The organism is Geobacillus sp. JS12 (assembly GCF_001592395.1).
Taxonomy (GTDB): domain Bacteria; phylum Bacillota; class Bacilli; order Bacillales; family Anoxybacillaceae; genus Geobacillus; species Geobacillus zalihae.
Genome location: NZ_CP014749.1, coordinates 1,304,914 through 1,328,404, shown reverse-complemented (window position 1 = coordinate 1,328,404; position 23,491 = coordinate 1,304,914). Strand labels below are relative to the sequence as shown.

Annotated in this window: 20 protein-coding genes and 4 pseudogenes; 18 read left to right on the top strand and 6 right to left on the bottom strand. The window is 50.7% G+C overall.

Going from position 1 to position 23,491, the window contains the following annotated elements; translation table 11 throughout:
- Positions 1-198 precede the first annotated feature (198 nt).
- The 3 genes from A0V43_RS06565 to A0V43_RS18785 are packed head-to-tail and all read left to right on the top strand — an operon-like array spanning position 199 to position 2,576.
- Complete coding sequence (locus tag A0V43_RS06565; protein WP_013523848.1) at positions 199-420, top strand: FeoA family protein; 222 nt, start codon at positions 199-201, stop codon at positions 418-420.
- Complete coding sequence (gene feoB, locus A0V43_RS06560) at positions 421-2,415, top strand: ferrous iron transport protein B (RefSeq protein ID WP_063192677.1); 1,995 nt, start codon at positions 421-423, stop codon at positions 2,413-2,415.
- Positions 2,416-2,429: 14 nt separating this feature from the next.
- Positions 2,430-2,576, top strand: coding sequence for a FeoB-associated Cys-rich membrane protein (locus tag A0V43_RS18785; protein WP_075261408.1), 147 nt, complete (start codon positions 2,430-2,432; stop codon positions 2,574-2,576).
- 487 nt (positions 2,577-3,063) lie between these two features.
- Here the strand turns inward: A0V43_RS18785 and A0V43_RS06555 are convergent, their stop codons facing one another.
- Together A0V43_RS06555 and A0V43_RS06550 are read right to left on the bottom strand one after the other, a co-directional pair.
- The gene (locus A0V43_RS06555; RefSeq protein WP_014195947.1) at positions 3,064-3,486 is read right to left on the bottom strand and encodes a type II toxin-antitoxin system death-on-curing family toxin; all 423 of its coding nucleotides are present in this window, start codon (positions 3,484-3,486) and stop codon (positions 3,064-3,066) included.
- Between the two features lie 20 nt (positions 3,487-3,506).
- Positions 3,507-3,788, bottom strand: a complete 282-nt coding sequence (locus A0V43_RS06550; protein ID WP_013145234.1) for an AbrB/MazE/SpoVT family DNA-binding domain-containing protein — start codon at positions 3,786-3,788, stop codon at positions 3,507-3,509.
- A 764-nt stretch (positions 3,789-4,552) separates the two neighbouring features.
- Between A0V43_RS06550 and A0V43_RS06545 the strand changes: the two genes are divergently transcribed.
- The 8 genes and pseudogenes from A0V43_RS06545 to A0V43_RS06510 all read left to right on the top strand — a co-directional run bounded on the left by A0V43_RS06545 (position 4,553) and on the right by A0V43_RS06510 (position 14,531).
- Entirely contained in the window at positions 4,553-5,146 is a 594-nt protein-coding gene (locus A0V43_RS06545) for a DUF5317 domain-containing protein (protein ID WP_063192676.1), read from the top strand.
- A gap of 236 nt (positions 5,147-5,382) precedes the next feature.
- Positions 5,383-7,236: a diguanylate cyclase gene (locus A0V43_RS06540; RefSeq protein ID WP_063192675.1), complete on the top strand. Its 1,854-nt coding sequence runs from the start codon at positions 5,383-5,385 to the stop codon at positions 7,234-7,236.
- Between the two features lie 197 nt (positions 7,237-7,433).
- Positions 7,434-8,797, top strand: a pseudogene (locus A0V43_RS06535) (ISLre2 family transposase).
- A 332-nt stretch (positions 8,798-9,129) separates the two neighbouring features.
- The gene (locus A0V43_RS06530) at positions 9,130-9,882 is read left to right on the top strand and encodes a DeoR/GlpR family DNA-binding transcription regulator (protein WP_063193824.1); all 753 of its coding nucleotides are present in this window, start codon (positions 9,130-9,132) and stop codon (positions 9,880-9,882) included.
- Complete coding sequence (gene pfkB / locus A0V43_RS06525) at positions 9,879-10,790, top strand: 1-phosphofructokinase (protein WP_063192674.1); 912 nt, start codon at positions 9,879-9,881, stop codon at positions 10,788-10,790. The genes A0V43_RS06530 and pfkB overlap by 4 nt, the downstream gene beginning before the upstream one ends.
- A gap of 25 nt (positions 10,791-10,815) precedes the next feature.
- A pseudogene (locus tag A0V43_RS06520) lies at positions 10,816-12,683 on the top strand (PTS fructose transporter subunit IIABC).
- Positions 12,684-12,801: 118 nt separating this feature from the next.
- Positions 12,802-13,667, top strand: a pseudogene (locus A0V43_RS06515) (permease).
- A 15-nt stretch (positions 13,668-13,682) separates the two neighbouring features.
- Positions 13,683-14,531 carry a TIGR03943 family putative permease subunit gene (locus A0V43_RS06510; RefSeq protein WP_063192673.1) on the top strand — a complete coding sequence of 283 codons (849 nt, stop codon included), beginning with the start codon at positions 13,683-13,685 and terminating at the stop codon, positions 14,529-14,531.
- A 43-nt stretch (positions 14,532-14,574) separates the two neighbouring features.
- On the opposite strand, the gene A0V43_RS06505 is transcribed toward A0V43_RS06510, so the two are convergent.
- Positions 14,575-15,582, bottom strand: a complete 1,008-nt coding sequence (locus A0V43_RS06505) for an MBL fold metallo-hydrolase (protein WP_013523837.1) — start codon at positions 15,580-15,582, stop codon at positions 14,575-14,577.
- 90 nt (positions 15,583-15,672) lie between these two features.
- On the opposite strand from A0V43_RS06505, the gene A0V43_RS06500 reads away from it, so the two are divergent.
- Positions 15,673-16,074, top strand: a complete 402-nt coding sequence (locus A0V43_RS06500; protein ID WP_063192672.1) for a secondary thiamine-phosphate synthase enzyme YjbQ — start codon at positions 15,673-15,675, stop codon at positions 16,072-16,074.
- 150 nt (positions 16,075-16,224) lie between these two features.
- Here the strand turns inward: A0V43_RS06500 and map are convergent, their stop codons facing one another.
- Both map and A0V43_RS06490 read right to left on the bottom strand, forming a co-directional pair.
- Positions 16,225-16,974, bottom strand: a complete 750-nt coding sequence (gene map, locus A0V43_RS06495) for a type I methionyl aminopeptidase (protein ID WP_013145244.1) — start codon at positions 16,972-16,974, stop codon at positions 16,225-16,227.
- Between the two features lie 242 nt (positions 16,975-17,216).
- Positions 17,217-18,521, bottom strand: a complete 1,305-nt coding sequence (locus A0V43_RS06490) for an ATP-binding protein (protein ID WP_063192671.1) — start codon at positions 18,519-18,521, stop codon at positions 17,217-17,219.
- A gap of 264 nt (positions 18,522-18,785) precedes the next feature.
- On the opposite strand from A0V43_RS06490, the gene A0V43_RS20355 reads away from it, so the two are divergent.
- From A0V43_RS20355 to A0V43_RS06465, 5 genes are all read left to right on the top strand, one after another.
- Positions 18,786-19,067, top strand: a complete 282-nt coding sequence (locus tag A0V43_RS20355; protein ID WP_063192670.1) for a hypothetical protein — start codon at positions 18,786-18,788, stop codon at positions 19,065-19,067.
- Between the two features lie 33 nt (positions 19,068-19,100).
- The gene (locus tag A0V43_RS20350; protein WP_063192669.1) at positions 19,101-19,352 is read left to right on the top strand and encodes an immune inhibitor A domain-containing protein; all 252 of its coding nucleotides are present in this window, start codon (positions 19,101-19,103) and stop codon (positions 19,350-19,352) included.
- Complete coding sequence (locus A0V43_RS20345; protein WP_236931021.1) at positions 19,352-19,864, top strand: M6 family metallopeptidase; 513 nt, start codon at positions 19,352-19,354, stop codon at positions 19,862-19,864. The genes A0V43_RS20350 and A0V43_RS20345 overlap by 1 nt, the downstream gene beginning before the upstream one ends.
- 158 nt (positions 19,865-20,022) lie before the next feature.
- Positions 20,023-20,268, top strand: coding sequence for a hypothetical protein (locus A0V43_RS06470; RefSeq protein WP_013145247.1), 246 nt, complete (start codon positions 20,023-20,025; stop codon positions 20,266-20,268).
- Positions 20,269-20,475: 207 nt separating this feature from the next.
- Positions 20,476-21,279, top strand: coding sequence for a uroporphyrinogen-III synthase (locus A0V43_RS06465; protein WP_063192667.1), 804 nt, complete (start codon positions 20,476-20,478; stop codon positions 21,277-21,279).
- A gap of 195 nt (positions 21,280-21,474) precedes the next feature.
- On the opposite strand, the pseudogene A0V43_RS06460 reads toward A0V43_RS06465, so the two are convergent.
- A pseudogene (locus tag A0V43_RS06460) lies at positions 21,475-22,649 on the bottom strand (ISL3 family transposase).
- 156 nt (positions 22,650-22,805) lie between these two features.
- Here A0V43_RS06460 and A0V43_RS06455 point away from each other — a divergent pair.
- Complete coding sequence (locus A0V43_RS06455; protein ID WP_236930970.1) at positions 22,806-23,327, top strand: hemerythrin domain-containing protein; 522 nt, start codon at positions 22,806-22,808, stop codon at positions 23,325-23,327.
- Positions 23,328-23,491 lie beyond the last annotated feature (164 nt).

The following is a 23,491-nucleotide window of genomic DNA, read 5'->3' as shown; positions in this document are numbered from 1 at the left end:
AAAGATATACAAAAGATTATATACACTTTTCAGAAAAATTCAACTGATGAGGTGGCGAATTTTGAAGAAATGGTGACAATGAGGAATGATCGTGAAAAATGTCACTCCTTTTTTCTTAGCTTATGGTATGATTGAAATTGAGAAGAAGAATCATTATTGAACCACAGGAGAGCGGATAGAAAAACAGGGGAAATGATCATGGTGCTGACTGATTTGCATAAAGGGGAAACAGCGGTCGTTGTTCGGCTGGCCATTGAGCAGGAGGCACTGAAACAGCGTCTTCTTCATCTAGGGGTGAAAGAAGGAAAAACGGTGCGGTTGAAAGCGGCGATGCCGTTTGGCGGACCGGTGATGGTCGAAGTCGATGGGCAGGCAATCGGCTTGCGGCGCAAAGAGGCGTCATCGATCGAGGTGAAATAAATGTCCTACATCGCTTTATTTGGCAATCCAAACACCGGCAAAACGTCATTGTTTAACTGCTTAACTGGGTCTTATGAATATGTGGGCAACTGGAGCGGGGTGACGGTCGAGAAAAAAATCGGAGTGCTCCGCCAGCACGGGGTTTCGGTGGTCGACTTGCCCGGCGTGTATTCGCTTCAGCCGCTGTCGCGTGATGAAGGAGTGGCGACCGATTTTTTATTGACCGAGCCGTGCTCAGCGATTGTCAATATCGTTGACGCGTCGCAGTTGCGCCGCAATTTGCATTTGACCGTTCAGCTGCTGGAATTTGGCCGTCCCGTTGTCATCGCGCTCAACATGGTCGATGTGGCGGAAAAACGGGGCGTGCAAGTGGACGCCGCTAAACTGTCGAAGTATCTTGGCGTTCCTGTTATCCCGGTCATCGCCCGAACAGGAAAAGGAACGAACGAATTGGTTCACGCCGTTTTGGCGGCAAAAGACAAGCCGCACCCTGCAATCGCAATCGATTACGGCGCCGAGGTGGAGGGCGCCATCAGGCGCATTGCCGAGCAGTTGCCGGACGATGTGCCTGGAAACAAACGATGGGTGGCGTTGCAGTTTTTGGAGGGGAATGAACGCATCGCCGCCTATTTGCGCGGGCGATTCGATTTGTCACCGTTGTTGGCGATCCGTGAGGAGACGGAACAGGCGCTCGGCTGTCAGGCAGCCAAGCATATTTATGAAACGCGTGACCGTTGGATCAGTGAAACAATCGCTGCGACGGCCATCGAGTTTGAGCAAAAACCGCTGACGCTAACGGAAAAAATCGATGCGGTTGTGACAAACCGTTATGTCGGGCTGCCGATTTTTTTGGCGCTGATGTATGTGGTGTTTATGCTCACGTTTAACTGGCTTGGGACGCCGCTTGCCGATCGGCTTGATGCGTTTTTCTCCGGGCCGCTTGCGGATTGGCTGTCCCGTCTTCTCGACTGGGCGGGGGCGTCGCCGTTTATCAAGGCGCTCATCTTGGACGGCATCGTTGCCGGGGTCGGCGGGGTGCTTGTGTTTGTCCCGCAAATTTTCATTTTGTTTTTTTTCATCTCGCTTCTCGAAGACTCCGGATATATGGCGCGCGTGGCGATGGTGATGGATCGGATGATGGAAGCGATCGGGTTAAACGGCAAGGCGTTCATCCCGATGATCATCGGCTTTGGCTGCAACGTTCCCGGGGTGATGGCGGCGCGCACCATCGAGCAGCCGAAAGAACGGCTGTTGACGATCTTGGCGCTGCCGTTTATGTCGTGTTCCGCCCGCTTGCCGGTGTACGCCTTGTTTGCCGGCACGTTTTTCGTCCGCGAGCAGGCGCTTGTCGTGTTTTCGCTTTACGTGCTTGGCATTGTAGTGGCTTTGGGGCTTGCCAAGTTGTTCTCATCGACGTTCTTGAAAAACGAAAGTTCGCTGTTTGTCATTGAACTGCCGCCATACCGCGTGCCGCAGGCGCTCACGTTATGGCGGAGCACATGGGAAAAAGGGAAAGGATTCATCCGCAAAGCCGGAACGTTTATTTTCGGCGGTTCGGTCGCCATTTGGCTGTTGACGTACATCGGGCCGCACGGGGTCGGCGTCGCGATGGATGACAGCTTTCTCGCCGCCATCGGCGGCCTCATCGCTCCGCTGCTCGCCCCGCTTGGCTTTGGCGCCTGGCAGGCAGGCGCCGCGTTGATCACCGGTTTTTTGGCGAAAGAAGTCGTCGTGTCCACGATGAATATTATTTACCACGTTCATGAAGCAAACGGGCTGAAGGAAGTGATCGCCGCCCAGTTTACGCCGCTGTCGGCGTTCAGCTTTATGGTGTTCGTCCTGCTTTATACGCCGTGTCTAGCGACGGTGGCGGCGATTCGCAAAGAAACCGGGTCGCGGAAATGGACGCTGTTGTCGATCGGCATCGCCTTAACGGTTGCTTATATGATTTCACTTCTTGTCTACCAAGCTGGAAAGATATTAGGTTTTCCATGAAAGGAGAGAATATGATGATGGCGAATATCATCATTGGCGGAGCGATTTTTGCCTACGCCGGCTGGACGCTGGTCCGACACGTGAAAAAAAGCGCCAAAGGGGCGTGCGCGTCATGCCATGCAGCGGACCATTGCCGAGGCAGCTGCGGGACGGAGAGATAATCCGTTCAAGACAAACGGATTCCTGACGATGATCGGAATCCGTTTTTTCATTTTCCGACGAAAGACTTTCGCTTCCATGTTGTAGGATAGCCAAAAAATAAGGGGGATGAATGGGCAAACTTTCGTTTCAACGGGCTCTGGAGGACAAAAGATCAGGCCGCCCTTTGTTTTGGCTGTTGGGTGTTGTTGCCTCAATGATGGCCGAAAACATCGGGGGTAGAAAGCTTTTTTCGTTCAACCGTTGAAACTCAAGGGAAGACCGTGAGTGTGGAGGATAAACTTTTGACAATACCCAATACCTGCCGCAAGGTAAAAGTATGAAAAGCTGCGAATAGCGAAAAGGCGGCTTTGGATCAAGGTGCGCACAGTTGTGTAAAAACAAAGCAGCAAAAAACGATGTTGTTGTCCTGTCATCCAAGTTTACTGGGTTGGCGATGGAATTTCACGCAATAATTGAACTTGACCCGGCTTTGGCCCGCTCTTTTCCTCATTCTTTTCGTTTTTGGATGGGACGGATGTAACTCTCTAATTCGTGGGCAAGATGCTGGATGCAATCATTTCCTCGGAACTTGGCATCCTCGACAAGGTACACCGTGAAATCTTCCGCTTCTTTATTGGTCATCGTGAACTCATATCCATTCAAATCAAGGAACGTGACGAATACGGTTAAAGCCGTCCGCTTATTGCCGTTGTGGAAAATATGACCTGTCGCGATGGAATGGTAATAGCAGCACGCCTTTTCAATAATCGAAGGGAACTGTTCCTCCCCGAACAATTTCGTTTTCGGCCTTTCCAACATCCACGCGAATTTATCGGGGAATTGGATCCCCGCTTGTTCTGCGTCGTCGTACATTTCCATGACCGTGTAATGGATAAAGATGATTTCTTCCGCTGTCAAATAATAAACCATGTTTTCCTCCGGCTGCTCCTTTATCTATATTTCAAGTTGCGCAGCGCTTCGTCATATTTGGAGATCGCGCGGTTCATCGCCATCACGACTTCAGGACGGACTCCTTTTGGAATTCGGTTTGCGCGTTTCATCACGATTTCCCCTCGTTCCTTGTCGTAATATATTTCGATTTCATCGCCTTTATTTAGGTTTAGCATCGTGGCTAAATCTTTCGGGATGCTAACGGACAAACTATTCCCGACTTGGCTAATCCGACGTGTATACGTTTTGTCATCCTTGCTTCCCAACATTTCCGCGTCCATTTCCTTTCCATCTCCTTTCCATAATATGGACAAAAAGGATGTTTTTATCCATAAAATTATTACTGTATAAACAATTATAACAATAATCTTTCGAAAAGCAATACGGAATAATAAAAAAGGCTTTTTGTCTTTCAACGAGAAAAACGCATGCCGCATTTTTAGAATCGATGTCGTTAGAAGGGAAAGAGGAGTGGCGCATAAAGTGAGCTTGTACGGATATACCGTCTGTGTGTTATGCCATGCCGGACATAGTGAGGTCGGAAGCGCCAAGCAGTGGAACATGAAACAGCCGCGTCACGGAACGGATCAACGACGGCTATCTTTATTATCGCTTGGGGGATTTAGTGGGTTTATCAAATATCTTTGTCTTGCAGAATGAATGAGGGATATTCATTGCGCATCTTGCGCCGTGAAGCCAATCCGCATAAGCGCGGAAGCAAAACGGTGAGATGAACGAGTACGGCTTGCTGGCTGTGGGCAGGCGCGCCCAAGAATCTCCTGCCGCTAAGTGTTTGCGCAGTCGGGGATCATTCCATTGAGGGTAGGTTCTTTTTCGCTATTCAATGGATATACATGACGCTGTTTTTGTCGTTTCTTGTTTCAAAGAATGACGAAAAAGAAAAGAAAGAAACGATATTCATCAAAATTTGTTTGTAGTTAGGACGAACGGACTATTTACATGGAATGAAAAAAACGGTAAAAATAGAAGTGAGGACGGCAGTTTAGAAAAAAAAGAAAATTCTGTTTATCAAGGGGACAGCATCATGGTTTACGATGGAATCATTTTGTCGTTGTTGATCGGCTGGTTTCGCGGCGGAAGTTTGAAAGGGTTGGCCAACATGAAATTGCGCGGCGGTTGGTTGTTCCCGATCTTATTGGCGGTGCAGTTTGCGGTCTTTTTCCTGCAAGAGCGGGTCGCATGGATCTCCAAAATGAGCAACGGCATTTTTCTCCTCGTCTACATCACCGGGCTTGCGTTTTTATGGCTAAACCGCCATCAGCCGGGGTTTCCGGTCATCTTCGCCGGCGTCTTGCTCAACTTTATCGTCATGGCCGTAAACGGCGGACGGATGCCGGTATCGATCGAAGCCGCCCAATTTCTCGGCCGCGAATACATCGAAGCGTTAAAAGCCGGTCTGTACGGCAAGCACCAGGCGATCACATCGGATACACTTCTGCCGTTTCTCGGCGACATCATTCCGCTGTCTCCGCCGTACCCGCGCCAACAAGTCATCAGCATCGGCGACGTCGTGATGAACGTAGGGGCGTTCTTGTTCATCCAGCATCTGATGCTCAGCGCACCGCGGCATAGAGCAGATGATGCTGAAGAAACAACGGGTGCTCCTGCGAGTCAATAAAAATTAAGGGAGGAGTTTATTTATGAAATGGAAACAAACTCTTATTAACCTGTTGATTATTGGGTCTGTGATTGTTGCATTGACGTCTGGTATGAAAGTTGTTTGAGTTGTTTAATAAATTCTTAATAAATTCTAAATTAAAAAGGTAATCTGTACAGATTACCTTTTATTTTCTAGGGTTTTTTGGATTTCTCTTTTTTATTTATAATGATTTTATTTGTTGAGAGTGATTATTTATGTTGAATAAAAACAAAGCGTCATCTTTTAGCAACAGTTCTTATACTTTTAAAGCTTATATTTTTTTAATAAATACAGTAGGAATAATAATTTATTTATTCCATGTCGATTTCTTAGTTTTACCTTTGAAACATTGGGTTATGATTTATGTGTTGATAGCATCTGTGCTGATAGTAAACCACTTTTTAATTTATCTCCCTCCAAAAGGCAATTCGATTTCGATGGATTCGTCGATTTATTTAGCGTCCTTGTTCATGTTTGGCTTGCCTAGTACGTTGCTTATTCTTGGAATATTTAGTCTTATATATGCTTTGTATCGAAAGAGGATAGAGTGGTGGAAGCACTTATATAATTTTTCAATGTATAATTTCATGATTATAAGTACCTATTACACTTTTCTTGAAGCTGGAGGATCAGTTGGTACAACAGGTATACAAAATATTTTTCCATATATAATTTCTTTAATTGTATATTTTGGGGTTAATATTACATTATTATACTTTTATTTCCTTTTTATGTATAATGAGCCGTTTAAAGGAGTACTTAATTTTGGTTTAGTAAGAGAAGTAGGAATGACCTATTCTATAACATTAATTTTATCATTGGTACTGTTTGTTTTGCTAAAAACCGAAAAGTATTTTGGTGTTTTTTTGTTTACTATTTTAATAGTGATGCTATCCATAGCATTTAAAAAACTTTTGTATTTGTATCAAGAAGCATCTAATCGAGTAAATCGCGACCACCTCACCGGTCTTTACAACCACGGTTTTTTCAAAGAAACGCTCAAGGAGCAGTTTTCCGACTGCAAGCTGTTGAAACAGCCGTTGACCTTGGCATTTCTGGATTTGGACGATTTTAAAAAATACAATGACCGGAATGGCCATTTGCAAGGCGACCGTTTGTTGGCTTTTTTTGGGAAGCTGCTGCAACAAGCGGTGGAAGGGACGAACTTTACGGTCGCCCGCTATGGCGGGGAAGAGTTTGCCATTTTAATGCCCAACACGACGAAAGAAGACGCGTACGCGTTTTTAAACCGACTGCGCAAAGAAGTGAACGATACATATTTTGAAGGCGTTGAGTATATTCCGTACCGTTGCCTGTCGTTTTCGTGCGGCATTGCCGAGATGGAAAAGGATATGCATGAAAGCGATGAGCTCATCCACCGCGCCGATCAGGCGCTTTATTACGCGAAGGCGCAAGGGAAAAACAACGTGCAGTTGTATGATAAACATAATATGTGCTTGGATGAGATTAAGTTTAAGCAAGATTTGGAAGCGCTCGAGCAGCAAGTGAAATTTTTTCTTTCCAAAGATGTCTATACATACCGCCATAGCAAACGGGTGTTTAAATATGCACTTGAATTTGGCAGCCGTCTTGATGAGTTGACCGATCATGAGCGGCAGACGCTTGCCCTGGGAGCGATCATTCATGACATTGGAAAAATCGAAGTGCCCCGGGATATTTTAAATAAGTCCGGAAAATTGGAAAAGCACGAATGGGAGATCATCAAAAAGCATGTGACGTGGGGGCGCGAGATTGTGGCGGCGGAGAAGCGATTCGATGAGTTGCTTCCGCTTGTCGAGCTGCACCACGAACGATATGATGGGAAAGGGTATCCGTACGGGCTGAAAGGGGAAGAAATCCCGAAACTGGCCCGCATTTTGTGTATTATCGACTCGTTTGATGCGATGACAACTGAGCGGCCGTACCAGCCGACGAAAACGTTTGAAGAGGCGCTTGAGGAAATCGAACGTTGCGCAGGAACGCAGTTTGATCCGGTCTATGCGGCGAAGTTTGTCGCGTTTGTGCGGAAGCATTATTTGCCGCTTGCCGAGATGGAGCAACTGAATTAAGTGAAAGGTGTGAGTAAAATATTTGTGGGTGACATTTCGAAATGATCCCCGACGAGGGTTGCGAACTTTTGTTCGCGACGCTCGTCGGGGCCACCAAGCGAAGCGCGGTAGAACAAGCAAATGTCATGCAAAAAGGACTCTCTCCCTGCTATGATGGTGATTGTCAACATCAACCGAAAACAGGAGGGAGAGAGTCCATGAAACATCTTACCACAGAATGGCCTTTATTAAAAGAGTTGGAGGAGCAATTGTTGAGAACCCTTCAAAAGGTGTTCGCTGTCTTGTTGGCGGCCCTTTTGGAGGAGATCGATCAACAACTGGCGGAAGCGCGGGACAAGCGCCGGTATCAGCTGAAAGACAAACGGCCGACTACGATCCAAACGCTGTTTGGGGAAGTGACGTTCCGCCGGAACTACTACTATGATCGACAAACGGGGGCGTATACGTTCTTGCTGGATGCCGAACTGGGCTTTGATGGAGCGCAGTCGATCAGCCCTTGCCTCGAGGAAACGGCGGTCGAGTTGGCCGTCGAGTGCTCTTCCTACCGCAAAGCGGCTCGCACGCTGGAGTCGATCGTGGGGTATGCGGTCCTCAGCCACGAGGCGATTCGCCAACTGGTGCTGGAGGCCCCTGTCTCGCTGCATCACCCTGTTTCCAAACGGCACGGCCGGGTGCTGTTTGTGGAGGCCGATGGACTGTTTATTTCCCGCCAGGGGAAAGGGAAACGGGCGAAAGAAGAGAAAATCCTGGCGGTTCACGAAGGATGGAAACGAAACGGGTCGCAGCTTGAGCTGGTGAACCGGCGCCACTATCTCCATGAAGGGACGGGGACGTGTGGGAACGGTTTGAGGAGTGGCTGATGAAGGAATATGCCTATGATCCGTGCCGAGACCTATTGGTCATCAACGGCGACGCGGCGTCGTGGATCACGGCCTGCCGGGAGTATTTTGGGAAGCGGGCGTGCTTTCAGCTGGATCGATTTCATGTGGCGCGGGAGCTGCGTCAGTGTCTGTCCGGCCATCCGCGTTGGCGGGAGGTGCGGAAGAAGCTGGCGAAACAAGATGAAGAAGGGCTTCTCGTGGAGCTGAACAGCGCGGTCGGCACGTTGGAGGACGAAGCGAAAGAGAAGCAGCTGGCTGCCATGATCCGCCGGATCGAGTCGATGCCGGGATGCATCCGGGACTATCGGGGGTGGCTGTCGGAGCAAGGGGTGGAGACGACCGGCATGCGTCCGATGGGCCATGCGGAGAGTGTGATGAGCCGGTTTGCGCATCGGGTGAAATCCCGCCGCAGCTGGAAAGACCAAGGGCTTCGGGCGTTTCTGAAGGCGATGGCAGCCCGAATCGACGGGATCCGGTGGAGAAAGGGGCCGTTGGAGGCAGAAGAGCTCCAGTCGGCCGTCTCGGCCTCAACAAAGTCCAAGCGGATCGAACAGGCCAAACGGAAGGCCGGACAGTTGTGGGCGGATGTGGTGCGTCAGAATATACCGTGTCTGCAACAGTCATCCGGGACGCCGATCCATCAAGCGTTGTCGGCGCTCCGGGATGGTGGTTGGGTGTAAAAAAATGGAATATCGTATCATCGCCTCAAGATGAGGGATGAGAGTCCGAAAGCGCTTACGATATGAATTCCTGAAAATGGTTCGCTAACTAGTGATTGACAACGCTCGTAGTGAATCGAAAAAATGTTCTCCACAAAGTCTTGACTGACTCAAGTGAAAGAAGGCACTTGCCGATGGCAAGTGTTTTTTATTTTGGTTTTGAATGTTTTTGAATGATTTTTCTCCTTTATTGAATTATATTGATAGAAAATAAATGTTTTTGATTGATTTTTTCGTTGTCTTGGGATATGATAGAGTTGTAAGCGATATCCCCGATGATCGGAGGTGGGAGTGTGCTGACCGAAGAACGCCACCGCCTCATTTTGGAGCTGTTGGCGCAAAAAGGAGTCATCAAGCTGCAGGAGCTCGTGGAGGCGACCGGGGCGTCGGAGTCGACGATTCGCCGCGATTTGACGCAGCTTGAGACCGAAAAGAAACTGCGCCGCGTGCACGGCGGGGCGGCCTTGTTGCAGCAGAAACGCGAAGAATTAAGCGTGTCGGAAAAATCGCTGAAATATATCGAAGAAAAGCGGCGGATCGCCGCGTATGCGGCCAGTTTGGTGCAAAAAGGAAACTGCATCTATTTGGACGCGGGAACGACAACGTGGGAAATGATTCCGCACTTGGCTGGCAAAGAGGTCATCGTGGTCACGAACGGCGTGATGCATGTCGAGCGGCTGCTTGAGCATAACGTCACGACGTATTTGGTCGGCGGCATGATCAAGCCGAAAACGAAGGCGTTGATCGGGCGCGGCGCCATCGAGTCGCTGCGGCAGTACCGCTTCGACCAATGTTTCATCGGCGCCAATGGTGTTCATTACGACTACGGCTATACGACGCCGGATCCGGAAGAAGCGCTGGTGAAATATACGGCGATGCAGCTGGCGCAACGTGCGTATGTGCTTGCGGACCATTCGAAGTTGAATGAAAGCTCGTTTGCGAAAATTGCGGATTTGCATGAAGCGGTGTTGATCACCGATGAATTGGACGAAGAGTGGAAAGATTTGTACCGAACAAAAACAACAGTAGAGGTTGTGGCTCCATGATTTACACATGTACATTGAATCCATCTGTGGATTATATCGTTCACCTCGATGAGCTTCATGTTGGCGAACTGAATCGTTCGGTGAAAACGTTCACATTTCCAGGTGGGAAAGGGATCAACGTATCGCGCGTGTTGAAGCGTTTCGGTGTTGACAGCACGGCGCTTGGATTCGTCGGCGGGTTCACCGGCGGGTTCATTGAAAGCGAGCTTCGGAAAGAAGGCATTGCTTGCGATTTTGTTCATGTCCCAGGGCAAACGCGCATTAACGTCAAACTGAAAGCGGGGCGGGAGACGGAAATTAACGGCGAAGGCCCGATGATTGCCGATGACGATGCCGCGCAATTGATCGCGAAGGTCGGAGCGCTTTCGGCCGGTGATGTGCTTGTTCTCGCCGGAAGCGCGCCGACGTCGCTGCCGGCGGACATGTACGAGCGATTGGCGGCTCGGGCGGTGAAACGGCGTGTTCGCCTTGTTGTCGACACGAGCGGTCCGGCGCTCGAGGCGCTGCTTGCGTGCCGCCCGTTTTTGGCTAAGCCGAACCATCATGAGCTGGCCGAACTGTTTGGTGTTGCGATGGTGACAAGAGAAGACATCGTGTTGTATGGCCGACGACTGGTGGAAAAGGGAGTGGAACATCTCATTGTGTCAATGGGCGGCGACGGGGCGTTTTACTTCAACGAGGAAACAGCGCTGTTTGCCGAAGCGCCAAAAGGAACGGTGAAAAATTCGGTCGGGGCGGGCGATTCGATGGTCGCTGGATTTTTGGCCGCTCAAGCGGATGGGAAATCAATTGAGGAAGCATTCGCTTACAGTGTCGCCGCTGGAAGCGCGACCGCGTTTTCGGAAGATTTGTGTACGAAAGAGGAAGTGGAAGCGCTCGTCGACCGCGTCCATATCGTGCATTTATAAATTGAAAATAAAGGGGATTGGGCCAATGAAGATTACAGATTTGTTGACAAAAGAAACGATGATTCTCTCGCTTCAAGCGAAGACAAAGGGCGAAGTCATTGATGAACTGGCTGAAAAACTTGCCGAAGCGGGAGCGGTCAGCGATGTGGAAGCGTTTAAGCAAGCCATTTGGGCGCGGGAAAAACAAAGCACGACCGGCGTTGGCGACGGCATCGCCATTCCGCACGCCAAAACGGCGGCGGTCAAGCGCCCGGCGGTGGCGTTCGGCCGTTCAGTGGAAGGCATTGATTATGAGTCGCTCGATGGCAAGCCAAGCCATTTGTTTTTCATGATCGCCGCGCCAGAAGGCGGGGAGCAGACGCACCTTGAGGCGCTCGCCCGCTTGTCGTCGATGTTGATGGATGCATCGTTCCGTGTTCAGCTTGAAACCGCTTCAAGCGAGGAGGAGATTATCCGTTTGGTTGCCGCGAAAGAAAGCGAGCAAGAAGCTCCACAACAAGCGGTGCGGGCAGGGAACGGGCGGAAAGTGTTGGCAGTAACCGCTTGTCCGACAGGAATCGCTCATACGTATATGGCCGCTGATGCACTGAAGGCGAAAGCAGCCGAAATGGGGTATCCATCAAAGTCGAGACAAACGGTTCCGATGGAGTGAAAAACGCTCTGACGGCGAAGGAGATTGAAGAAGCAACGGCGATCATTGTGGCGGCCGATAAACAAGTCGAGATGGACCGTTTTGACGGCAAACATGTCATTCAAGTGCCGGTCGCCCAGGCGATCCGTGAGCCAGAGAAGCTCATCGAGCAGGCGCTGCGCCAAGACGCGCCGATTTATCGGGCAAGCGGTGCGGCACGGGGCAGCGTGGGAGCGGCGAAACCGCGAACCGGTTTTTACAAGCATTTGATGAACGGCGTATCGAATATGCTGCCGTTTGTCGTCGGCGGCGGGATTTTGATTGCGCTTTCCTTCACGTTCGGCATTAAGGCGTTTGATCCGAAAGATCCGTCGTATCATCCGTTTGCCAAACTGTTAATGGACATTGGCGGCGGCAATGCGTTCGCGTTAATGGTCCCTGTACTGGCTGCATTCATCGCCATGAGCATTGCCGACCGGCCGGGGTTTGCGCCGGGGATGGTCGGCGGCTTTCTGGCGGCGAACGGCGGCGCTGGGTTTTTGGGCGGATTGATCGCCGGCTTTTTGGCCGGGTATTTAGTCGTCGGGCTGCGGAAACTGTTCAGCCGCTTGCCGCAGTCGCTTGAGGGGATTAAACCGGTGCTGCTCTATCCGGTATTCGGCATTTTTCTCACCGGCGTCATCATGATGTATGTGGTCATCGATCCTGTCAAAGCGTTGAATGAAGGGTTGAAACATTGGCTTTCCGGCATGGGAACAGCGAACTTAGTGCTGCTTGGTGCGGTGTTGGGCGGCATGATGGCGGTCGATATGGGCGGACCAATCAACAAAGCGGCGTATACGTTTGGGTTGGCGATGATTGAAGCTGGCAACTTTGCGCCGCATGCAGCGATTATGGCTGGCGGGATGGTGCCGCCGCTCGGATTGGCGCTGGCGACAACGTTCTTTAAAAAGAAATTCACGAAAGCCGAGCGGGAAGCCGGAAAAACGTGCTATATCATGGGCGCTTCGTTCATTACCGAAGGGGCGATTCCGTTTGCCGCGGCTGACCCGGTGCGGGTTATTCCATCGATTATCGTCGGCTCGGCTGTAGCCGGAGCGTTGACGATGTGGTTCCATATCGGGCTGCCGGCGCCGCACGGCGGAATTTTCGTCATCCCGATCGTCAAAGGCAGCGCATGGCTTTATATATTGGCTATTTTGATTGGTTCCATTGTGACCGCATTGATGGTCGGGTTGTGGAAAAAAGAAGTGGAAGAATAATAGAAGAAGAGGCGTTTCGCCAAAGGCGAAGCGCCTTTTTGATTTTTTCTTGCCAAATTTTCATGACAATGGCCATTTCTCATGGTAAAATGAACGATTGTAAATGAGAGGAGAACCCATGATGAACACGTTTTTGCAGCTGAATACGATTTTTATCAGTATATTGATTGAATCGTTGCCGTTCGTCGTGCTTGGGGTGTTTGTTTCCGGAGTCATTCAAATGTTTGTCAGTGAAGAGACCGTACAACGGTGGGTGCCGAAAAATCGCTTTTTGGCAATTGTTTATGCGGCGTTGATCGGGGTGTTTTTCCCTTCATGCGAATGCAGCATCGTGCCGATCACCCGCCGTCTCGTCGCCAAGGGGTGCCGCTTTACGCGGCCGTGCCGTTTATGTTAACGGCGCCCGTCATCAATCCGGTTGTTCTGTTTTCGACATATATCGCCTTCGGAAGCAGTTGGACGATGGTATTGTGCCGGGCGCTGTTCGCTTGCGCCGTCGCCGTCGCTGTCGGTGCCGTGATAGCGATTCGGCATGAAGGCAGCGAGTTGCGCCATGAACGGCGCGAGATGCCGATGATGCCCCGTACTTGGAAAGAGAAAATCGTCGGCACCCTGCGCCATACGATCGATGAATTTTTTGCGACCGGGAAGTATTTGATCATTGGGGCGTTCATTGCTTCGGCGATGCAAACGTATGTGAAAACGTCGGCGCTTGTGTCGATCGGCAATGGGAAAGTGGCGGCCTCTTTGGTCATGATGGCGCTCGCCTTCGTGCTGTCGCTCTGTTCCGAGGCGGACGCCTTTATCGCCTCGTCGTTTCAAAGCACATTTCCGTTTCACGCGCTGGCAGCGTTTCTCGTTTACGGGCCGATGCTCGATGTGAAAAATACGCTCATGTTGTTTCAGTCATTCCGCGCCCGGTTTGTGTGGAAACTGATTTCCTATATCACGTTGTTTGTGTTTGCCGGATCGCTATTGATCTAGCAAGGAGGTGGCGGCATGATTCGCATGTATATTTTGCTTGGGTTTGCGTTTTTGTTTTTTCATTTATATATTACTGGAGAGTTGAGCAAATACATTAATATGCGGTATTCGTATATTTCGTTTAGTGCGATGTTTGTGTTTGCTTTTTTAACGATCGTGCAATTTGTGCTGGCAAGCCGCAACGAGGAACCGCACGATCATGGGGAAGAATGCTGCGGTCATCACCATCATGAACCGTCCGCGCGCTGGAAGCGGGCGGTGAATTACCTTATTTTTGTTTTTCCGCTTGTTTCCGCCTTCTTGTTTCCCGTTGCGACGCTGGATTCTGAAGTCGTAAAGGCGAAAGGGATTCATGTTCCTGGGATGGCGGCTGACAGCAGCGATCCGTTTGCCCAGCGGCAGTTTTTGCGTCCGGATACGAGCATGTATTATGGGCGGGATGATTATCAAAATGCCATGGAAAAAGAGCGGAAAAAATACAGCCGTCTCCCTCGCTTGGAGTTGAATGATCAAAATTATTTAAATGCCATGGAAACGATTTATCAGTTTCCTGGCGAATTTGCCGCCCGCGACATTGAATTCACCGGGTTTGTCTACCGTGAAGAAACGGCGCGCGCCAATGAGGCGTTTCTCCTTCGCTTTGGAATCATTCATTGTGTTGCGGATTCAGGGGTGTACGGGCTGCTCCTTCAGTTTCCAAAGACGGCGCCGCTTCAAAATGATGAATGGATTCATGTGAAAGGTACGCTATCCACCATGTATTACCAGCCGTTTCATATGACGCTTCCGTATGTAAAAGTGACGTCATGGGAGAGGGTGGCCAAACCGAAGGAGCCGTACGTATACCGCCAATTCAATGAATAAGAGCGAGCCGCCGACTGGCTCGCTCTTTTGGATAAATTTGCGCTCATTCCTTTTGCCGCGCTTGTTTCACCATGGTGATTGCGCTTGTTTGGCTGAACGAATTGTCGAATGGGGAAAGGGCCGTCAACGCTTGGGCGGCATCGATCACTTCGCCGAGTTTCAAGCAAAGCAAGCGCTCCTCTTCCAATCCGCGCCGCCGCCATTCAGCCCATAGGCGGTCAAGCGCTTCTTTCGGCGTATCGTCCGCGAGGCGGAACGCCCCGTAATGCATCGGCACAAACAGCCGGGAGCGGCAGTCCAAAAACGCCTGCACCGCTTCTTCGGGTGTGGTGTGCTGCGGCCCCATGAACCATTCCGGTTCGTACGCGCCGATCGGCAAGAGCGCATAGTCGATGGAAAAGCGTTCGCCGATGTCGCGAAAGCCGCGGAAGTAGCCGCTGTCGCCGGCGAAGTAGATGGTGGGCGCGCCGTTTGATGTGATCACCCATCCGCCCCAATGCGACGTGTTCGTGTCCCACAGCGTCCGCCGCGTCCAATGCTGGGATGGAACAAACGTCAGCGACACATCACGGAAGACGACCGTTTCCCACCATGACAGTTCGGTGACATGGCGGTAGCCGCGGCGGCGGAACAAGCGGCCGAGGCCGACCGGCACGAACACGTGCGGATCGCCTTTTAAGCGGCGGAGGCTGCCGAAATGCAAATGGTCGTAGTGGCCGTGGGAGATGAGCACAACGTCCACGGGCGGCATCTTGTCAAGCGGAACACCGGGAGCCGTCAAGCGTTTGGCCGCGCCCATCCAATTCGCCCAGACGGGATCGGTGACGATGGTGATGCCATTGAGTTGAACGACAAAGGTCGAATGGCCGACCCAACAGAGCTGCGGCCTGCCATTCGGCTCCTGAAGCCTCTCGTATTGAGGCGGTGAAACATGCGGCACGACGTAGGACAAATCTTTTTGTTTTTGTTTCCGCTCCCGCTGCCAGCGGCGGAAATCAGCCCATGTTTTGTGCGTCGAGACGCCGTCTAAGTTTTCATAGCGCTTGGCCAACGATTTCTCACTCCATTTTTTGTGTTATATTATTTAGAGTAGCAAACCTTTTTTGCGAAGTACAAAATGTTTGCCCAGGTGGTGGAATGTATGCTTCGTTCGTTTACAATCCGCACGGCAAAGCGGGATGAAATGATCGACATTACTTCATTCGTCGAGGAGACGGTGCGCCAGGCTAACGTGACGGAAGGGATCGCTGTCGTTTATTGTCCGCATACAACGGCTGGCATCACGATAAACGAAAACGCGGATCCGGATGTGAAGCGCGATATGATGCGACGCTTTGATGAAACATATCCGTGGGAGCATCCGCTTGACCGCCATATGGAGGGAAACACAGCCGCCCATATGAAAGCGAGCACGGTTGGTGCCTCGCAGCACGTCATCATTCATGAAGGCCGTCTGCTCCTTGGGCGGTGGCAAGGCGTCTATTTTTGCGAGTACGATGGGCCGCGCCGCCGGACGTTTTACGTGAAAGTCATTGGAGGATGAAACCATAATGATATTATGTGAATATTAAACATAAGGAAAGACGATGGCTGAATCATACCGTCAGCAAATGGGGAAAAGCATAGAAAAGACCCGGGCGAATCGTTTGCCCGGGTTTTTCTATTGGCAAAAAGCCGGCTGGCGCCGTTGCCCTTACGCCGGCGTCGTTAAAATGAGCGGTCCGTTTTTCGTAATGGCGATCGTATGTTCATATTGCGCTGAATACGAGCCGTCGATCGTTCGCGCCGTCCAGCCGTTCGGATCCATTTTGCTTTGCCATGCCCCCATGTTGACCATCGGTTCGATCGTGATGACCATCCCTTCCTTTAAACGCATCCCTTTTCCTTTTTCACCGAAGTGGGGGACATACGGTTCTTCGTGGATCGTCGGGCCGATGCCGTGTCCGGTGAAATCGCGAACGACGGAAAAGCCGTGCGCTTCGACGTACGTTTGAATGGCGTGGCCGATGTCGCCGATCCGATTGCCGAGAACGGCTTGCTCGATTCCTTTATAGAGCGACTGCTCGGTGACGTTAAGCAGTTTTTGCACGTCTTCACCGACGTCGCCGATGGCGTACGTCCAGGCGGAATCGGCGAGCGCTCCGCGCAAATTGACGACAAAGTCGATCGTGACGATATCGCCTTCTTTCAGCGGCTCGTTGCGCGGAAACCCGTGGCAAATTTCATCGTTAATGGAAGCGCATGTCGCATACGGATAGCCGCGGTATCCTTTTTGTTCCGGTTTGGCGCCGTATTTGGCCAAAAACGTTTCAACGAACCGGTCGATTTCCATCGTTGTGACGCCCGGTCCGATGCGTTTGGCGATCTCTTGATGACAGGCGGCCAAGAGTTTCCCCGCCTCGCGCATCAATTGAATTTCCCGTTCCGTTTTGACGTGAATCATGCAACTGTCTCCTTTTCCCTCGATGTGTTTCGCTTCGATAAGTATTGTAGCAAAAAGAACGGTGATGTGAAACCGCGGCAATCCATTCTGAACTGCGGATCGATTCCAAGATTTCACCTCAAAATAGGATGCGAAAGAGGCGAAGATGCTCAGGAAAAAGAAAGGCCCTTTGATGGGGCATACAGAATTTCGAGTGATTGATCCTTGCCTGCAAAAAGCTTTTCCAGCTCGCCTCTGCTATGTCAAAAGGCGGCAAACAGCTGTTTTTCTTTATCAGAAATCGTTGAGGAAGAAGGAGACGGTGCGAGCGGCAAATAAATCGACACCGTCGTTCCTTTATGTATTTCGCTTTCGATGCGAATCGTTCCGTTCATCGATTCAATGATGCGGTAGACGACCATCATCCCGAGCCCCGTGCCTTTGACGCCTTTCGTCGTAAAATACGGTTCGCCAAGCCGTTCGAGCTGTTCTTTCGTCATGCCAACGCCGGTATCGGCGATGCGGATGAGCACGCGTCCGTTGTCAATGGAGACGTATACTTGCAACGTCCCGCCGTTAGGCATCGCTTCGATGGCGTTTTTCATTACGTTGAGCAAACATTGACGGAATTTTTCGCGCTCACCGATGACGGAAAATGGGGCAAGCGTCGCTTGAATATCGACGCAGCTCATATTGGCGAGCGGGCGGAGGATGTCAATGACTCGCTCGATTTCGAGTTTCACGTTCAGCTTTTCCGGCGTCTCGGGCGCCGGCTTGGCAAACGTCAAGTAATCGGTGATGATCGCTTCAGCTCGGTCAAGCTCCTCAATGGCGATGCGCGCATACTGGCGGCGTTTGTCGGCAGCGAGCGGCTGCTCTTCGATCAGTTGGATAAACCCACGCGCCGCGGTGAGTGGATTGCGAATTTCATGGGAGATGGAAGCAGCTAAATGGGTGATGGCTTCCATTTTCTCGGCCCGAATCACTCGTTTGCGCAACGCGATGTTATGGTGCACCATTTCCTGAAACGAACAAACGATGAGCATGCTGATGGGCTGTACAAACAAAAAGATAAGCGCAACGGAAGGCGGAGGAGAAACCGCAGCAGCCATCCACTCCGCTATGGCGACGGTCAATAGGCCAGAGCCGAAGCTGAGCGATGCAGCGAACAGCGTGCGCTGTTTGGTTGGCAGCTCGACAAACCGTTTTGTCAATAAACTGCTTGTTGCAGCGATGGCGATGGAAACGACGACGGTGACGAAGACGCCAGCTCCGCCGAACAGCGAGCGGTAGGCGATCGATGTCAATGCTAAAACCGTCGCCGCCCCCGCTCCGCCGTACAAACCGCCAAGCCATAGAGGAATTTGCCGCAAGTCGAAGATAAAGTCATTCTCTGTTCCGACCGGGAGGGTGATGCATAACATGATCACGACGGCGTAACAAATGGTCGGCAAATAAAGGCGGAATCGTTTTGGCCTCTTCTCCTGCTCCGTACAGAGGGGAACGAGGAACACCGGCAGAAGGATGAAAAACAAGTTGAGCAAAAAGTCTTTGAAAATATTCAGCATCGCGGCACCTTCTTTCCCATCGTCAAGCTACATAACCAGAATTTCTACAAAAACTGCGAATATATTACATTGTAACCGGAAACCGACCCGCATGTTAAGGTCGAATTCATAGCCTTTTTTTGATATAAATCTTGTTTTTTCGACAAGAGCAGGAAAAAAGAACTATTTTTTGTTTATTTAGTAAAGTAGCGATTTATTATTATCAAACTATTTTGTGATATTTTAATTGTATATATATTCTATCATAGTGAAGGAGGGGTTTTTTTGTCTAAGCGTTCGATCACTTCACTCGTTGCCGCGCTGTCGCTCGGCATCGGGCTGTGGGCATCTCCGGCGGAAGCGCCGAAAGCGGCTAACGCCCCCGGCATTCCGGCTGTGAAGCAAGGGGGACCGGTCGATTTTGCGATTGCCAATGAGGAAAAGCTGGCGGAAATGTTGAAACGGAGCGGAAAGCTTCGCGCTGATGCGACTCCTGCTGAGGTGGAACAAGCAGTGCGCGACTATTTGCGGCAAAAGGCGATTCATATGCCGCGAGGAAAAGGATAATTATACGATAAAGAGGCAAAGCGCGCCGAGGCGATGCAGGACGGACAGCAGACAAATGGCGTGCTGAACGGGAAAGGGAAAAAGCTCGGACAATTGAAAACGGCTTCCGTGCCATCCGTCAAGCCGGAGCCATGGAACGGCGGCAAGCGGGTCGACCGTGTACTCGTTTTGCTCATCGAATATCCGGACTTTCCGCATAACAACATTCAGCCAACTGAAACGGATATGACGGCAGATGGCGCAGCTGTGCTTGCCGACGGCGCCGAAGGGACAGCTCCTTTGTGATGACCGGCTTTGAAAAGAGTAATGGTAAGCGATACTCGGATCATTACTATTTGCTTGAATGGCGCAACCACCGCGGCGTCGATGAAGGGCTCGCCCATATTTCGCGCGGCGGCCGGCTCCTTTCGTACGATCCAGGTCTTGTCGTCTGGTATGTAGATGAAGGCTATGACAACAACTGGACGGGCGTCCATCCGGGCGAAGGGTTTCTTGGCGTTGTGGATGCCGACCAGCATACATTGAAATGGTCGGGCAACACGACAGCGTCGACTCGCTATCAAGTGCACGATGCGGCGTTCAGCCTGCAAAAAGGAGCCTCATTCCGCGTGGCAATCAATGGCTCACAGCTGATCGACAACGATACATCGCCGACGCCGGTGTTTGACGACAGCCGGTCGTATGACAATAAAGGGGCCGTTGACGCCGGCCGGAACGTGCCCAACTATGGCCTAAAAATCCGCGTCATCGGTGAAAGCGCTGACCGCACGGCAGCGCGCGTGTTGATCTACCGCTGACAACCTCCAAAGGCGCACGGAACATTTCCGTGCGCCGAGCATTTGTTGACACGGTTTGTCATCCCTTCGTCGAATTTGTTGATTTTTCTTTCCCCCTTTTTTCCGCTTTTTCCGTTTATAATCATAAGTAGGATTGGATGAGAAGGGGAACAAACAGAATGGAATGGTATGAACAGCTGTCGGCGTGGATTGCCGAGAAGCAGCCGGTGCGTGTAAAAACCTATCAAGGGGAAGTGGTCGTGCTGCCGGTTAAGCTGTATCAGGACACGCGCAAATTGTTCGTTTACAACCGTCAAATGCGGCTGATGAATATTCCGTTGGACCGGATCATTTCCGTCGAGCCGACGCGCATCATCGGTTCCTTTGACCGTCGGGGAGAAGAGGCCATGGTACATACTCGTTGAACGGAGGGCACGCGTCTTTGGGCGCGTGTTTTTTGATGGTGGTCGGCTGTTTCTGCCTGCGGTCTGTTCTGTTGCGCTGGGCGCTATACCCAATGAAGGCGGCATTCGCGTTGCGATGTGCCAGGAAGCGGAATGGTTTTTGTTGCATAGGCAAAGACCATCTTTTAGAATGGAAAGGACGAACGACTGACCATAAGGGGAAGGGACATGCATGGCAAACGGATTGCCTTGTGCGCGTCACGCAAACTGGACGAAATGACAACGCTTATTGAAAAGCAAGGAGGAACGGCCATCATTCGTCCGGCGCAAGGGACTGTCTTTTCAAAGGGAAGCGAACTGGGAGAGGAAATGCGAACCGTCATCGCCATGCGGCCGGACTGGATCGTATTTACGACGGGAATCGGCTTTGAGGCGCTGTTGGAGGCGGCCGACCGGGAGGGAATGGCTGCCCAATGGCATCGAACGATCAAGGAAGCGAACGTGGCTGCCCGCGGCTATAAAACGGTGACGGCGTTGAAACAAATCGGCGTCACTCCGGTGGCAGTAAGCGAGGACGGGACGACGAAAGGGTTGATTGCTGCTCTTTATGGGCACGACTTTGCGGAAAAAAACGTTGTTGTACAGCTGTATGGCGACACTGCGTCAAGGCTTCGGCAATTTTTCCTTGAGCGTGGCGCGTCCTATACGGAACTACTTCCATACCGGCATGTCGCTCCGGATGAGAAGACGCTTGAGACGCTATACAATGAAGTTGTCGGTTGTGAGGTCGATGCCGTCTGTTTTACATCGGCGATGCAAGTCCGCTTTTTCTTTTCGTTCGCCCGCGAGAAAAAAGAGATCGCACCGCTGCTTGACGCGTTTCGCACCGATGTCGTGGCCTGCGCCGTTGGCAAAGTGACAAAAGAAGCATTGGAAGAAGAGGGAGTCGATCGCGTCATCGCCCCGGAACATGAGCGGATGGGAGCGATGATCGTGACGCTCGCTCGGTATTTTGATGCCCAAGCCCTTTAGGGGGCTTTTTTGTTTTATATAAATTGTTTATCCTGTTATATAAAAAAATCCTTTATTTTAACGTGTTATATTACCCTGTTTAATAAAAAATTGAAACTGTTTATTTTTTTGTCACAGTTTTCCAACCCTTTTTCGTTTATCATGAAAATGGGGGATGTATTTTTGGTTCATCACCAAAAGTTGTACTTGCACCTGTCATGAAAGTATGTTAGCTGTTTCTAGCCGAACCCGCAATGCAAAACGCTGGATATTTCTGTATCCGTATCCCCGACGTTTCATCAGCTTGATCTTGTTATTTGTTCCCTCCATTTTCCCATTTGAATAAGGGATAAAATGCACGATATGATTTCGTCTGTTCGTTTGACGAGTGATTTTGCGATGGCGCGAACAGCAGAACAAGGACAAAACAAATACCGATGAACCCAGGCGTTCAAACGACGTTTCGCTTGTCGCTCGCTTTGGCTTTTGGATACATAACGAAAATGTTGAAGGGATTGATAGACAGCCTGCAAGGAATCGCTCTCTTTCTGCCACTCCCGCACCGTTTGGCGCTCCTCCTCGGTGAGTTTCTCGGGGCACTGGGTCAATAAGCGGCAAACATACCGAACATGCCCATGTTTCTTGTTCCCTTTTCCGAAGGATTGGCGGCATCGATCCAACGCTTCCGTAAACAATTGAATCACATGAAAATAATCGACCACATGCTTCGCTTCCGGACACACCCCTTGAATGGCTTTTTTCATCGCTGGAGCCAAATCACTCACGACATACTGAACAGAACCAGACACAGGAGCCAACACACGTCCAATGGCTTCCTCGTTCTTTCCTGCTTCAACGGCATACACTTCTCCCGTTTCGGCATCCATGACTGCCACTCCGTAATCATGTCCTTTTCGAAACGCAAACTCATCGACACAAACTGCCTTTGGTTGGATGTCATTCGATAGGAAGGAAGGGGCATGGGTATAAAACCAGCGTTCAACGGTCGTGTACGGAAGCTTGAGCATACGAGCCACCGCCTGAATGGATGTTCCGATGCAAGATTGCGCCACCCATTGCTGAAACGCATCCGTCGCTGCACTTCGAGGGGAAATTCCGGGATAAGACGTGCTGAATGTCATGCCACATGTACAACAACGTCTACGCTCCACAGGGAGTTCCACCCAAAAGATGCCGATCCGTTGAGCATACCCATGCATCCATTGCTTCTTTTTTCCTGTCATTTTGATCGTGCGTTTCAAGCAAACAGGACATAACGGGCATTGTTCGGGAAGAGAAAGTTCGAAAATCCAACGTTCTTCTTCTTTTCGCACCTTTTGAATCAAAACATCTGGTAAATCGATGAGTTCTTTGATAAACTGAGCGTACATGCGAATTTTCCTCCAATGGTTTGGTTTGGACACCTTTACCATACAGGAAAATTCGCATTTTTTGTATCCTCTATTTTCCCTATGCATACCTATCTTAAAATCTCAAGTACAACTTGTGGTGAAGAGCCGTATTTTTGGATTGGGAGGGGGATGACGATGTTGCCTAAGACAAATGAACAAGGCTTTTTTGAGATCCGCTTTGAGTCGGAAGCGAAAGGGCGCCGCGTCCCGCTAAGTGAATGGTTGAAGTACATGGGGAAAACGAAACATTTGCTGCGGAAAGAAAACGAAGATTTGCTGCGCGAGTTGGAAGAGGAAGTCGAACGAAGATGGACGAAATCGTTCGTCGCCGTTTTAGATCCTCATTCGGAGCGGGAAGAAGGCGTATTGTTCCCGATGATGGCCAAGTACATCGGGCGAACGACCGGCCCCATCGCCGTCATGGAATACGAACATGAACAGGCGAAAGCGCGCCTTGCCATGTTTTTAGAAAAAACTGCCCAGCTGCCGGAGAACATCGACAAGGGACAGGCGTTAACGCTCGCCGGTGCGGTCATTGAGGCGCATCATATTTTGGATGAGCATTTCATGAAAGAAGAAAACGTGCTCTTCCCGATGGCCGAGCGGCTGTTGTCGGACGGGGAGAAAGAGGAGCTGTTTGCACGCATGAACGAGTGACGATGGAATGGAAAACGAGACGCTTCTTTGTATGAAGCATCCCGTTTTCTTCATGGCACGCGGATGAGTCGGGTTGGCGCCGGTCCGTGACGGAGAGGGACGGGAGGCGGATGAACGGCATCCCGTTTTCCGTGATAACGGTCTTGGTTGCGGACTTTATGCTG

What these genes read in the sequence shown, in the direction of transcription:
- A0V43_RS06565 (WP_013523848.1), top strand. Translation starts at nt 199, where the DNA reads ATGGTGCTGACTGATTTGCATAAAGGGGAAACAGCGGTCGTTGTTCGG.
- feoB (WP_063192677.1), top strand. Translation starts at nt 421, where the DNA reads ATGTCCTACATCGCTTTATTTGGCAATCCAAACACCGGCAAAACGTCA.
- A0V43_RS18785 (WP_075261408.1), top strand. Translation starts at nt 2,430, where the DNA reads ATGATGGCGAATATCATCATTGGCGGAGCGATTTTTGCCTACGCCGGC.
- A0V43_RS06555 (WP_014195947.1), bottom strand. Translation starts at nt 3,486, where the DNA reads ATGGTTTATTATTTGACAGCGGAAGAAATCATCTTTATCCATTACACG.
- A0V43_RS06550 (WP_013145234.1), bottom strand. Translation starts at nt 3,788, where the DNA reads ATGGACGCGGAAATGTTGGGAAGCAAGGATGACAAAACGTATACACGT.
- A0V43_RS06545 (WP_063192676.1), top strand. Translation starts at nt 4,553, where the DNA reads ATGGTTTACGATGGAATCATTTTGTCGTTGTTGATCGGCTGGTTTCGC.
- A0V43_RS06540 (WP_063192675.1), top strand. Translation starts at nt 5,383, where the DNA reads ATGTTGAATAAAAACAAAGCGTCATCTTTTAGCAACAGTTCTTATACT.
- pfkB (WP_063192674.1), top strand. Translation starts at nt 9,879, where the DNA reads ATGATTTACACATGTACATTGAATCCATCTGTGGATTATATCGTTCAC.
- A0V43_RS06510 (WP_063192673.1), top strand. Translation starts at nt 13,683, where the DNA reads ATGATTCGCATGTATATTTTGCTTGGGTTTGCGTTTTTGTTTTTTCAT.
- A0V43_RS06500 (WP_063192672.1), top strand. Translation starts at nt 15,673, where the DNA reads ATGCTTCGTTCGTTTACAATCCGCACGGCAAAGCGGGATGAAATGATC.
- map (WP_013145244.1), bottom strand. Translation starts at nt 16,974, where the DNA reads ATGATTCACGTCAAAACGGAACGGGAAATTCAATTGATGCGCGAGGCG.
- A0V43_RS06490 (WP_063192671.1), bottom strand. Translation starts at nt 18,521, where the DNA reads ATGCTGAATATTTTCAAAGACTTTTTGCTCAACTTGTTTTTCATCCTT.
- A0V43_RS20350 (WP_063192669.1), top strand. Translation starts at nt 19,101, where the DNA reads ATGCAGGACGGACAGCAGACAAATGGCGTGCTGAACGGGAAAGGGAAA.
- A0V43_RS20345 (WP_236931021.1), top strand. Translation starts at nt 19,352, where the DNA reads ATGACCGGCTTTGAAAAGAGTAATGGTAAGCGATACTCGGATCATTAC.
- A0V43_RS06470 (WP_013145247.1), top strand. Translation starts at nt 20,023, where the DNA reads ATGGAATGGTATGAACAGCTGTCGGCGTGGATTGCCGAGAAGCAGCCG.
- A0V43_RS06465 (WP_063192667.1), top strand. Translation starts at nt 20,476, where the DNA reads ATGCATGGCAAACGGATTGCCTTGTGCGCGTCACGCAAACTGGACGAA.
- A0V43_RS06455 (WP_236930970.1), top strand. Translation starts at nt 22,806, where the DNA reads ATGTTGCCTAAGACAAATGAACAAGGCTTTTTTGAGATCCGCTTTGAG.